This is a genomic window from Tardiphaga sp., assembly GCF_044336785.1.
In the GTDB taxonomy this organism is placed as follows: domain Bacteria; phylum Pseudomonadota; class Alphaproteobacteria; order Rhizobiales; family Xanthobacteraceae; genus Tardiphaga.
On record NZ_JBIIOT010000016.1, the window covers coordinates 13,334 to 26,149 of the forward strand.

Here is a 12,816-nt window from a genome sequence, read left to right on the forward strand (position 1 = left end):
CATGAACAAGCCAGTCCAGTCCACCACCGGCTCATCGCTGTCGCTGAAACTGCCGACCGCCGATCGCAGCATCGAGACCTATCGTCTCGCCGCCTCGCGTTCGTTCCCGGCAAAGCTCAGCGGCACGCTCAATCGCGTCGCCTTCTCGGCGGCGCATGTGGTGGCCGATCCGCTCGCCGAATGCGATCCGTGGCTCAATCAGGCGATCGATTGGGACAAGACCATCGCATTCCGTGAGCATGTGTGGGATCTCGGCCTCGGCGTCGCCGAAGCCATGGACACCGCGCAACGCGGCATGGGTCTGGACTGGCCGACCTCGCTCGAACTCATCACGCGTTCGGTTGCGGCTGCGAAGCCGCGCAACGGCCTCGTGTTCTCCGGCGCCGGTACCGATCACCTCGCGGTGGAAGATGCCAAGTCGATCGATGACGTCATCAAGGCTTACGAGCAGCAGTTCGAAGCCATCGAGAAAGTCGGCGGTCGCATCATCCTGATGGCGTCGCGCGCGCTGGCCAAGCTCGGCAAGAATGCCGATGACTACGCCAAGGTCTATGACCGCATCCTGTCGCAGTCGCAGAACCCGGTGATCATCCACTGGCTCGGCGACATGTTCGATCCCGCGCTTTCAGGTTACTGGGGCACGTCGGATCTGGGCCAAGCGATGGACACCGCCACCGATGTCATCAATCGCAACGCCGCCAAGGTCGATGGCGTCAAGATCTCGCTGCTCGATGCGCAGCGCGAGATCGACATGCGTCGTCGCCTCGTGCCCGACGTGAAGATGTATACCGGCGACGACTTCAACTATGCCGAACTGATCGCCGGCGACGACAAGGGTTATTCCCACGCGCTGCTTGGCATCTTCGATGCCATCGCGCCGGCCGCATCCTATGCGCTGTCGCGTCTCGCAGCGGGTGACGAGGCCGGCTTCCATGACTTGCTCGGCCCCACGGTGCCGCTGTCGCGTCACATCTTCAAGGCGCCGACACGCTTCTACAAGACCGGCATTGTCTTCATGGCCTATCTCAACGGCCATCAGGATCATTTTACGATGATCGGCGGCCAGGAGAGTACCCGCTCGACCCAGCATCTCGCCGAACTGTTCAGGTTGGCCGACAAGGCCGGCCTGCTCGCCAATCCTGAGCTGGCTGTGGCGCGCATGAAGTCGGTCATGGCCACGCGCGGGATCGATGCCTGATCATGCGTGACTTTTCCAAGGACCATCGCTGGCTGTCGCTGAACACGGCGACCGTCCGCAAGCAGGGCGATTTCGTTGCGATTGCCGAGGCCTGTGCCCGCCACAAGATCCGCGGCGTCTCGCCCTGGCGCGATCAGGTCGCCCATGTCGGCCTCGACCGCGCCGTGAAGGCGGTGAAGGACCACGATCTCGAACTGTCCGGCTATTGCCGCGGCGGCATGTTCGTCGCCGATGCCGCGCATCGTCAGGCCGAGCGCGACGACAACAAACGCTGTGTCGATGAAGCCGTGGCGCTGGGCTCGCCTTGCATCGTGCTCGTGGTCGGTGGCCTGCCGCAGTATTCGCGGCCGGGCAGCGTGACGTCGAAGGACATCATCGATGCCCGCAACCAGGTCGACGACGGCATCGCCGCCATGTTGGACTATGCGAAGCAGGCCAAGATGCCGCTCGCCATCGAGCCGCTGCATCCCGCTTACGCCGCCGACCGGGCCTGCGTGAACACCACGGAGCAGGCGCTCGACATCTGCGACCGCCTCGATCCCAACCGCACCGGCATGCTCGGCGTTGCTCTCGATGTCTATCACATCTGGTGGGACCCGCAGATGCTCGGCCAGATCGAACGGGCCGGGCAGGATCGCCTCCACGCATTTCACGTCTGCGACTGGCTGGTGCCGACCAAGGACATCCTCAACGACCGCGGCATGATGGGCGACGGCGTGATCGACATCAAGGCCGCGCGTGCAGCTGTGGAAGCGCAGGGTTTTGCCGGTTACTCCGAGATCGAGATCTTTTCGGAGCACTGGTGGAGCAAGCCGATGGACGAGGTGCTGCAGACCTGCATCGAACGGCACAAGACGGTGGTGTAGGACACGTGCTCTTTCCTCTCCCGCTTGCGGGGGAGGGCAATCGCATATGGTTTCTGAGCGATAAAGATTGTGCTCGGCCTGCATGGTTCGAGACACCCGCTTCGCGGGCTCCTCACCATGAGGGGCGTCTATAGCGCCATACTCTTCCCTCATCCTGAGGAGCGGCCTACTTAGGCCGCGTCTCGAAGGATGGCCGCAAGCTGTTTGTGCAGCCATATGCGCTTCGCCTGCGCTTGCTGGAGACGGGACGTGAGCGCCGACGAAGGCGGGAAGACAAGCCGATACCGGTTGCTGCTTACTGATGCACCGCTATAGTCTCGCTTTGATCCTTCCCCTCGCGCGAGACTGTTCATGACCATGCCAATTCCGGTCTTCGATGGCCATAACGACGTCCTGCTGCGTCTCTACCAGTCGTCATCGGCCGATCCCGTCGCCGATTTTCTAGCCGGCGAGCGGGCAGGGCATATCGATCTTGTCAAGGCCAAAGCGGGATCATTCGCCGGCGGACTGTTCGCAATGTATTCGCCGGCCGCCGAAAAGACCGATGGTTTCTTCGACGCCATGAAGGGCGGCGCATATGCCGTACCGCTGCCAACGCCCTTGACGCTCGAACAGGCGCGGAAATCGGTGGAGGGTGAGCTCGCCATCCTGCTCCGGCTGGCGCGCGCGTCGCAAGGCGCGGTGGCGATCTGCACGACGACCGCCGAGATCCGCGCCGTCATGGCGCGCGGTGCGCTCGCGGTGGTGCTCCATCTCGAGGGCGCGGAAGCCATCGATGCTGATTTCAGGTTTCTCGAAATCCTGTATGCGGCCGGCCTGCGTTCGATCGGGCCGGTATGGAGCAGGAGCAACATCTTCGGCCACGGCGTCCCATTTCATTTTCCCGCCGGCCCTGATCTCGGCGACGGTCTTACCGCGGCCGGCGAGCGGTTGATCGCGGCCTGCAACGACATGAAGATCATGGTCGACCTGTCGCATATCACCGAAAAAGGGTTCTGGGATGTGGCGCGCCTGAGCAAGGCGCCGCTGGTCGCCACGCATTCCAATGCGCATGCGCTGTGTCCGTCGCCGCGCAATCTGACCGACCGGCAACTCGCCGCGATCCGCGATACGCAAGGCATGGTCGGCCTCAACTTCGCCACCTGCTTCCTGCGACCGGACGGCAGCATGAGCGCCGATACGGATATCGGGCTGATGGTCGCGCAGATCGATTATCTGATGACGAAGGTGGGCGAGGATCACGTCGGTTTGGGATCGGATTTCGACGGCGCCGTGGTGCCGAGCGCCATTGGCTCGGCCGCCGGCCTGCAGGCTTTGTTCGCAGCCTTGCGGAATAGGGGATATTCCGAAGCCGTATTGACGAAGCTCGGATCGACCAACTGGCTCGATCTGCTGCAACGGACAATTGGCTGAGGGCGTCGATGGAATGAGTGCTCAAGACCTGAGCGGCAAAAGACGATGGTGTGGTTAGGCGCGCCGCTGCCAATGGTCTCCCTCCCCGGAGCGAAGCGAATGGGGAGGGTGGCGCGTAGCGTCGGGTTGGGTCTCTCCCCGCGGTAGGACGGAGTTTGGGGAGAAGCCCCACCCGTCTCGATGCTCGCTGAACGCTCGCCTCGATCCATCCTCCCCACGGCGCCGCTTGGGGGAGGGATCAGAGGAGCGCTTCACACCATCGCGAAGCGCAGCTTCGTGACACGGCGGCTGTAATTGCGGGCTACGCTTTATCCATCCGGCTTACCTCGTCGCCTTGCAAGTGCGCCCTCCAGCAATCCGATCAGACTCGTCCCCAAATCCTCTGCTGTCTTGATTGTGATGGAGGCGGCGTAATAGCGGGCCACGTCAAAACCGATGCCGAGGGCAAACAACTCGATCTCTCCCTTGCTCTCGAGATCGGCGATCACCTCCTGCAAATGTGCAACTAGAATATCGGGGTCGTTTGCGAGTAGCGTGGAATCATCGACTGGCGCTCCGTCGGAGATCACGACGATGATCTTGCGCTTCTCTGGGCGAGCCAGGAGGCGCTCGGACGCCCAGATCAATGCTTCGCCGTCGACGTTCTCTTTCGGCAGGTCCGGCCGCAGCATCTGTCGAATGTTCCATGCCAGACGCGCTGCCTTGCTGTCATCGGCAGATCGATAGATGATGTGGAGTAATTCGCACAGCCGCCCCGGCGCTTTCGGGCGAAACCACCACTTCCAGAACTGCCTTGGATGTCCGCCTCTCCACGAGACTGTCGTGAAGCCGAGTATCTCGACCCGGTAGTCGAGATGGCTCAGAAAATCCTGCGCAATATCGACGGCTGCGGCGGCCAGCAACATCGATTGCCCGCGCATTGAGCCGGACTGATCCACCAGGAGGGTGATCACCGTATCGGCGCGATCATTGTCAGTCGTCACACCTCTCAATCGCTCGGATGCAGCCAGTGCATCAAGGTGGACGCGCATGTTCCAATCCATCAGACCTGTTTGAAAAATGTCACCGGCTTTCTCCAGAACGACTTTCGCTTCCGCGGAAAGCGGACCGAGCACGCTGTCGAGTTGATCGGCTGTGACGATGCGGTCGAACGCGCGCGTGTAAATGCGATAGCCTTGGTGTGTCGCTGACGCCGCCATCGCGGTCCCCCTGACGATCCGTGATTGCATCCTTAAGTTGCTGTACGTTAGTTCATGATTTGTTCTTGACAAGATGTTTCTTTCAGGAATATCCTCCGTCCCGCTTCATTCGTGAGGGGCGCTTCATGAGGCGTCATTGAGCGGGATGAAGCGCGGCGCCTGCGGGCAGGGGAGGACGTACCTCCTGCACTCGGGTGGTTGAGGGTCACCGTCCGACCCCACTACGGGGGTCTGCCGCTAGCGCGGCTGGACGCGGTGCGGGTGAAGGCAGGGAAACCTGTCGGATGGCTCCAATGGGAGCGCCCAGTACCCGGAAGAACGGTCCTTCGGCCAATGAAACGTCGCGGTGGCACGCCGTAAGGCGTTGCGCGGTCGCGGTTTTGTCGGCGATCCGGCAAGACGGGCTGCGTCAGTCCCACCACCTCGCGCCTTGCGGCGTGCTGCCTCCCCTCATGTCGCGAGGGGAGGAATACCTCACCCCTCGGACGCTTCGGCGCCGCGAGATCGCTGCACTGTGTCTCCTCCGCTACCACCCCCGGTAATTCCCCTGACGCGACGCACCAATTCATTGACAGGAACCAAGGTGAGCGCTTACTCACGCCGCTATGACGACTCTCCGCATGACCCATGATCTCCGGCGCGAACTGATCCTCTCAGCCGCGAAGCGCTGCTTTGCGCATAACGGTTTTGCCGGCACCACAACCAAGAGCGTGGCCGCGGCGGCGTCGATTTCGGAGGGGCTGCTGTTCAAGCATTTCCCCACCAAGTCGGCGCTTTATGCCGAGATCCTGGCCGAGGAGTGCAAGGCCGATCCGGGGCTGAACCAGTTGCTGGATCTGCCGCCGTCGACAGAGACGCTGGTGATCCTGATCCGCGAAATGGTGCGGCACTTTCTCGATATCGCACGCGAGCGCGACGATGATGAGGAAGCGCAGCGCCTGCGCCTGGTCACCATCAGCTATCTCAATGACGGCGAATTCGCGCGCCTGATGCATGAGAAAATCGAGGGCATCATCGGCTCGGCTTTCGTCGCGGCTTACGCGCAGGCGGTGAAAACCGGCGATGCACGCGCCTCGTCGCAGGCGCCGATGAATCTGTTCTGGTTCGCGCATCACGCGGCGATGACCACGTCGCTGTCGCTGCTGCCGACCGTGCCTTCGCTGTCTTACGGCAAGGCCGAAAGCCTCGATCTGCAACTCACCGAATTCATCCTTCGCGGGATCGGACTGAACGACGATGCCATCGCATCGCATATACACCGCGCGCTGCCGCCAGAACTGATGCAGGCCGCTGCGACCACGACAGAAAGCGCATAAGATGACCATGACCCAAAATCCGCACACCGCGCAGCAACAGCCGATCGGCGACAAGCCGCGCAAGAAGCCGCGTACGCTGAAGTGGTTCATCATCATTGGCGGCCTGCTGGTGCTGCTCGTTGTCGCCATTGTCGGCTTCAACGCGTTCCGCAATCACATGATCAAGCAGTTCTTCGCCACCATGAAGCAGCCGCCGATCAATGTGAGCATCGCGGAAGCGAAGTCCGAAGTGGTGCCGAACCTGATCGGCGCCGTCGGCGATCTCGCCGCCGTGCATCAGGTCAATGTCTCCTCCGACGTCAATGGCCGCGTCACCGAGATCATGTTCGAGGCAGGTGCGACCGTGAAGAAGGGCCAGCCGCTGGTGCAGCTGTTCGATGGTCCGGATCAGGGTGACCTCGCCAATTTCAAGGCGCAGGCCAATGTGGCCAAGCTTAATCTCGATCGCGCGCGTCAGTTGCTGGAGCGTCAGGTCGGGCCGCAATCCACCGTGGACAGCGCGCAGGGCATCTATGACCAGGCACAGGCCGGCATCGCCAAGACCGAAGCGACGATCTCGCAGAAGCTGGTGCGCGCCGCCTTCGACGGCGTGCTCGGCACGCGCCGCATCGAAGTCGGCCAGTATCTCACCGCCGGCACGCAGATCGTGTCGCTGACGGATCTGTCGGCGGTCTATGCCAATTTCACCGTGACCGAAAAGGATTCCGGCAAGCTCAAGGTCGGGCAGATCGTGCGCATCAAGGTCGACGCCTATCCGGGCCGTACGTTTGAAGGCAAGCTGACGACGATCGAGCCGCAGATCTCGGCCGATACGCGTAATATCCGCGTGCAGGCGACGATCCAGAATCCCGAAGGCATCCTGAAGCCCGGCATGTTCGCGACGACGACGGTCGTGCTGCCGGAGAAGCCGGCTGTCGTGACCGTGCCGGAAACCGCGGTCGACTACACGCTCTATGGCGACAGCGTCTATGTGATCCAGGAAAAGAAGCTCGACGACGGCAAGACCGAACTGCACGCCATCCGCACCTTCGTGCGCACCGGCGACCGCATCGATGGCCGCGCGGTCATCACGCAGGGCGTGAAAGCGGGCGACCGTGTCGTCGCCGTCGGCCAGCTCAAGCTGCAGTCGGGCGCTTTGGTGCAAATCTCGTCGGATCCGCCGCCGAAGATTCCCGCGCAGCCGCCGCTGAATTAAGACCGGGAGCACACACGCATGTCCTTCACGGATATCTTCATCAAGCGCCCCGTGCTCGCGGTGGTGGTCTCGCTGCTGATCCTTCTGATCGGCTTCAAGGCGGCCACCAGCCTGCCGATCCGGCAGTATCCGAAACTCACCAACACCGTGATCACCATCACCACGGTGTATCCCGGCGCGTCGCCGGACCTGATGCAGGGCTTTATCACCACGCCCATCGAGCAGGCCGTCGCGGCTTCCGAAGGCATCGACTACATGACCTCGGCCTCGACCCAGGGCCAGAGCCTGATCTCGGTCTATATCAAGCTCAATGTTGATCCGAACGCCGCGCTCACCGAAGTGCTGTCGAAGGTCAACTCGGTCAAATATCTGATCCCGCGTGAAGCCAACGACCCGGTGATCCTGAAGTCCACCGGCGAAACCACCGCGATCATGTATCTCGGCTTCTCCAGCGATGAACTCTCGGGTTCGGCGATCTCCGACTATCTGACGCGCGCCGTGCAGCCGGTGCTGTCAACGGTGGACGGCGTGGCCAATGCCGAAATCCTCGGCGGCCAGACCTTTGCCATGCGCCTGTGGCTCGATCCGCTGCGCATGAACGGCCGCGGCGTGTCGTCCGATGACGTCGTCGCCGCCATCCGCGCCAACAATTTTCAGGCGGCAGCGGGGCAAACGAAGGGCTACTACATCGTCTCCAACGTCGCGGCGAACACCGACTTGCAGAATGTCGGCGAATTCAAGCGGATGATCATCAAGGCGAAGGATGGCGGTTTCGTCCGCATGGAGGACATCGCCACCGTCGAACTGGCCGCGCAGAGCACCGACGCATCGGTGGCCTTCTCGGGCGAGCGCGCCATTTTCATCGGCGTGAAATCGACGCCGCTCGGCAATCCCTTGAACATCGTCAAGGGCGTGCGCGAGCTGTTCCCCGAACTCGAGCGCAACCTGCCGCCGTCGCTGAAGATGAAGGTGGCCTACGACTCGACCAAGTTCATCACCTCGTCCATCGAGGAGGTGCGCAATACGCTGATCGAAGCGGTGGTCATCGTCGTGGTCGTCATCTTCCTGTTCCTGGCGTCGCTGCGTTCGGTCATCATTCCGGTGGTGACGATCCCGCTGTCGCTGATCGGCGTCTGCAGTCTCATGCTGATGGCCGGCTTCAGCTTCAACCTGTTGACGCTGCTGGCCATGGTGCTCGCCATCGGCCTCGTGGTGGACGACGCCATCGTGGTGGTGGAGAACATCCACCGCCATCTGGAGGAGGGCAAATCGCCGGTGCAGGCGTCGCTGGAAGGCGCGCGCGAAATCATCGGCCCGGTCATCTCCATGACCATCACGCTCGCGGCGGTCTATGCGCCGATCGGCTTTATCGGCGGTCTTACCGGCGCGCTGTTCCGCGAATTCGCCTTCACGCTGGCGGGCTCCGTGATCGTGTCGGGCGTCATCGCACTGACGCTGTCGCCCATGATGTGCTCCGTGCTGCTGAAGCAGGAAGAGCCCGGCTGGTTCGCCAAGAAGGTCGACAAGGTGTTCGGCGCGGTGACGCGCTGGTATGGCCGCCAGCTCGATCGCTCGCTCGATTATCGTCCGATCACCGCATTGTTCGCGGTGGTCATCCTCGGTCTCGTCGCCTTCATGTACATGAATACGAAGAAGGAGCTGGCGCCTGAGGAGGATCAGGGCATCCTGTTCGCCATCACCAAGGGGCCGAAATACGCCAATATCGACTACTCCGATTATTACGGAGAGAAGATGGACAAGGTGTTCGCCAAGTTCCCCGAGACGGACCTGCGCTTCATCATCAACGGCATCAACGGCCCGAACAACGGCATCGCCGGCATGCTGCTGAAGCCGTGGGACGAGCGCAAGCGCTCGACCAACCAGCTCAAGCAGCCGGTGCAGGACGAACTGAGCAAGATCGAGGGTGTGAACGCCTTCGCCTTCAATCTTCCGGCTCTGCCGGGCGGTCCTGGCGGTCTGCCGATCCAGATGGTGATCAACACCGTCGGCAGCTTCCAATCCGTCTATGAGGAGATGGTGAAGCTGAAGGCGTCCGCGCAGAAGAGCGGCATGTTCATCGTCACCGACAGCGATCTCGACTTCAATCAGCCGGTGGTGCGCGTGAGCGTGGACCGGTCGAAGGCGAACGATCTCGGCGTCACCATGCAGAGCATCGGCAATTCGCTGGCGGTGCTGCTGGGTGGCAACTACATCAACCGCTTCAATCTCGAAGGGCGTTCCTATCAGGTGATCCCGCAGGTCCCGCGCGCCATGCGCATCTCGCAGGATTCACTGGCCAACTACTATGTGCCGACCGCGACGGGCCAGCAGGTTCCGCTGTCCACACTGGTGAAGGTGGAAACGGGGACTAATCCGAACGCGCTGTCGCATTTCAACCAGCTGAATTCGGCGACCTTCCAGGCCGTGCCGATGCCGGGCGTGACGGTCGGTCAGGCGGTGGATTTCCTCGAGGCGGAGGCGAAGAAGCTGCCGGCGGGCTTCAATCACGACTATCTCGCCGATAGCCGTCAATATGTGCAGGAAGGCAACCAGCTCGCGGTGGCGTTCGGCTTCGCGCTGATCATCATCTTCCTGGTGCTGGCGGCGCAGTTCGAGTCGATCCGCGACCCCCTGGTCATCATGATCTCGGTGCCGATGGCGATTTCGGGTGCGTTGATCCCGCTGTTCTTCGGCGTGGCGACGATCAACATCTACACCCAGGTCGGTCTGTTGACGCTGGTCGGCCTGATCTCGAAGCACGGCATCCTGATGGTGGAGTTCGCCAATGAGCTGCAGCTCAAGGAAGGTCTCGATCGCCGCTCGGCCATCGAGATGGCCGCCCGCGTTCGCCTGCGTCCGATCCTGATGACGACAGCGGCGATGGTCACCGGCCTCTTGCCGCTGCTCACCGCCTCGGGTGCGGGGGCGGCGAGCCGCTTCTCCATCGGCCTCGTGGTCGTGGCCGGCATGCTGATCGGCACGCTGTTCACGCTGTTCGTGCTGCCCGCGGTCTATGTGGCCATCGCCACGGATCACCGCGCCGGCAAGGAAAGCGAACGCGCCAAAGAGATCGCGGACTTCGACATGAAGCACGCAAAGACCACGTGACGCATTGGGTCTCGCAACGCTGAGCTTGCAGGGCCAGATGGATTGAGGTTGGATGGCGGATCGGCAATGTCGATCCGCCATTTCTTTTGAGGCGGACGCCCCCCGGAGGAGCCCCCCTCGATGACGCGCGATTTCACCGCCGGCAACTATCGTTACATTCCCGCGCTATTTCAGTATTCGAGCGGCGCTGCAGCACTGCCCGATTACGAGATCGAGCGCGTCCGCTTCGATACATGGTTGCCTCTCGGGGAAGGCTTTGCGCGCATCGCCGATTACATCCGCGCTGCAGGAAGACCGCTCACGTCATTCTGTGCCTGCGAATTGCGTTCGCCTGCGGTCGTCGATGAAGCCGGCTTTCGCACATTTAACGAACACTATGTGAAGACGCTCGCCGAATGGGGTCTCTTCGACGGCACCAACAATCCCGTCGCACGCAGCAATGTCTGTCTCGAAATCGATCCGCCGAGCGAACCGTCGTTCTACGCATTCTCGTTCGTGCGGGAAGCAAAAGGCGCGGGACCAAGCTTCGTGATCGCCGGCGGTGCCGAAGCGCGCAGTGGTCCCGGCACATATCCGGAGCGCATCGTGCGCTATCGCGAAACTTCGGCGGATGCCTTGCGCGAGAAAGCGCGCATGACGATGAATACGATGGAAGAGCGCCTCGGCGCATTCGGCTTCGGCTGGAAGGATACGACGGCGACACAGGTCTATACGGTGCAGGATTTTCACCCGGTCGTCGCCGATGAGCTGGTGAAGCGTGGCGCCGCACGCCAGGGCATGACCTGGCATTTTGCACGACCGCCGGTGGTCGATCTCGAATTCGAGATGGATACGCGACGCGTGATGCGGGAGATCGTAATTTAATCTCAGCCCCTCATGGTGAGGAGGCGCGAAGCGCCGTCTCGAACCATGAGCTGCTTGGCTCTGAGCGTACCACCATCCTTCGAGACGCGCGCTTTGCGCGCTCCTCGGGATGAGGGCGGAGTTTAGGCGGCTCTTGCCGACGCGCTCAAATGCGCCGCCACGATGCGCAAATCCTCAACGAAATTCGCATATTCACGCAGCCTTGCATCCTCATCCGGCAATCGCAGCAAATAGGACGGATGCACGGTCACGAGCACGCGCGTGCCGTCCTCCAGATCGATCACGCGGCCGCGCGTCTTGCCGACCGGCATGATCTTGCCGAACACGCTCTGCGCAGCTGTTGCGCCCATCGCGACGACAAGCTCCGGTTTCACCAAAGCCTTTTCGCGCTCATACCAAGGCCGACACGCCTTGATCTCAGGCGTCGCCGGTTTCTGATGCAGCCGGAATTTGCCACGTGGCACGAATTTGAAATGCTTCACCGCATTGGTGACATAGACCTTGTCGCGAATGATGCCGGCTTCCTTCAACGCCTTGTCGAGCATCTGGCCGGCCGGACCGACAAATGGCTTTCCGGCCAGGTCTTCCTTGTCGCCGGGCTGTTCGCCGACCATCATCACCGAGGCCTGTTTCGGCCCTTCGCCGAACACGGTCTGGGTCGCATCCTTCCAGAGCGCACAGGCGCGGCAATCGGCGGCCTCATCGCGTAACGCGGTGAGGCTGTTGTCGTTCGAAGGCTCTGCCGAAGCCGTGGTGTGTGACCTGGCCATGATGTCCTCGCGACGCTGCGGCTTCTTCGGCTCCAGCGCTTCCGCGGCAATCATTTCGCCCGTAACTCGTTCCGCCTTCTCGATCAGCGGCTTGATCAGCGCCGCTTCGGGCAGATTGCGCCAGTACTTCTTCGGCATCTCCTTCTGCATCGCCTTGGTCTTCAAGCGCGCCGGATTGAAGATGTTGGCGTAATAGGTCAGCCAGACCTCCTCGAGCCGATCGCTCGATGGCGCCATGGATTTATCAACACCGGGCGAGAATGACACTGTGTGCCCGTCCCAATGCGCGCAGAGATCAGGCGTCAGGATCGACCACGCCATATCGGCAAAACGCCGCGCGAAAAACGGCGCCCCGAGTTCGACGATGTGATGTTCCGGCTCGAACCAGGCGACGAAATGCGATTTTGGCTCGCGTCCGATTTCGCGGAACCGCACGAAGGCATGCATCTTGTGCTCGTCGCGGCGGATCGCCTTGGCCATGCTTTCCAGTTTCGCGGTATCCGGATCGGTAGCGAGCTGCAGCAGGTCGTGATGGCTGCGTAGCCGCCACAACATACGATAGAGCAGGGCAAAGCGCTGGGGATCGCGGTGCAGGATGACGGATTTGGCGAGATCGACGAATTGCGCGGGAACGTTGAAGGTGCCGCGGACCTCGTTGAGCGGCGTATCATGTATGGCTGGAAACAGCTCCGGCTCATCGTCACCGGCAACGATCCAGGTCACATCCGCGGGCGCAACGCCATTCATTGCCAGCAGCCGCGCGGCCTTGCGCCAGCCGTCGAAATCGGTTTCGCCGTCGAGCGTGATGGTGTGCATTTATGATCCCTTGCAACAATCTCCGTCCTCATCCTGAGGAGCCGCAAAGCGGCGTCTCGAAGGATGCTGGC

Annotated in this window: 9 protein-coding genes; 7 read left to right on the plus strand and 2 right to left on the minus strand. The window is 61.9% G+C overall.

Features of this window, described 5'->3' with window-relative positions; all coding sequences use genetic code 11:
* Position 1 precedes the first annotated feature (1 nt).
* The 3 genes from ACIQ2A_RS07290 (at position 2) to ACIQ2A_RS07300 (ending at position 3,477) form a co-directional block, all read left to right on the plus strand.
* Positions 2-1,198, plus strand: coding sequence for a dihydrodipicolinate synthase family protein (locus ACIQ2A_RS07290; protein ID WP_398477353.1), 1,197 nt, complete (start codon positions 2-4; stop codon positions 1,196-1,198).
* A gap of 2 nt (positions 1,199-1,200) precedes the next feature.
* On the plus strand, positions 1,201-2,064 hold the full coding sequence (locus tag ACIQ2A_RS07295) for a sugar phosphate isomerase/epimerase family protein (protein WP_398477355.1): 864 nt from the start codon (positions 1,201-1,203) through the stop codon (positions 2,062-2,064).
* Between the two features lie 351 nt (positions 2,065-2,415).
* A complete protein-coding gene (locus ACIQ2A_RS07300) occupies positions 2,416-3,477 on the plus strand; it encodes a dipeptidase (protein WP_398477357.1) in 1,062 nt (353 codons plus the stop codon).
* 308 nt (positions 3,478-3,785) lie between these two features.
* Here the strand turns inward: ACIQ2A_RS07300 and ACIQ2A_RS07305 are convergent, their stop codons facing one another.
* On the minus strand, positions 3,786-4,676 hold the full coding sequence (locus tag ACIQ2A_RS07305) for a hypothetical protein (RefSeq protein ID WP_398477359.1): 891 nt from the start codon (positions 4,674-4,676) through the stop codon (positions 3,786-3,788).
* A 605-nt stretch (positions 4,677-5,281) separates the two neighbouring features.
* Here ACIQ2A_RS07305 and ACIQ2A_RS07310 point away from each other — a divergent pair.
* From ACIQ2A_RS07310 to ACIQ2A_RS07325, 4 genes are all read left to right on the plus strand, one after another.
* Positions 5,282-5,992 (plus strand): TetR/AcrR family transcriptional regulator, encoded by a 711-nt coding sequence (locus ACIQ2A_RS07310; protein WP_398477361.1) that lies wholly within the window; start codon positions 5,282-5,284, stop codon positions 5,990-5,992.
* A gap of 1 nt (position 5,993) precedes the next feature.
* Positions 5,994-7,187, plus strand: coding sequence for an efflux RND transporter periplasmic adaptor subunit (locus ACIQ2A_RS07315; RefSeq protein ID WP_398477363.1), 1,194 nt, complete (start codon positions 5,994-5,996; stop codon positions 7,185-7,187).
* A gap of 18 nt (positions 7,188-7,205) precedes the next feature.
* A complete protein-coding gene (locus ACIQ2A_RS07320; RefSeq protein WP_398477366.1) occupies positions 7,206-10,295 on the plus strand; it encodes a MexW/MexI family multidrug efflux RND transporter permease subunit in 3,090 nt (1,029 codons plus the stop codon).
* Between the two features lie 120 nt (positions 10,296-10,415).
* Positions 10,416-11,159, plus strand: a complete 744-nt coding sequence (locus ACIQ2A_RS07325; RefSeq protein ID WP_398477368.1) for a hypothetical protein — start codon at positions 10,416-10,418, stop codon at positions 11,157-11,159.
* A 122-nt stretch (positions 11,160-11,281) separates the two neighbouring features.
* Here ACIQ2A_RS07325 and ACIQ2A_RS07330 read toward each other — a convergent pair whose 3' ends face one another.
* On the minus strand, positions 11,282-12,745 hold the full coding sequence (locus ACIQ2A_RS07330; protein ID WP_398477370.1) for a UdgX family uracil-DNA binding protein: 1,464 nt from the start codon (positions 12,743-12,745) through the stop codon (positions 11,282-11,284).
* Positions 12,746-12,816: the final 71 nt, after the last annotated feature.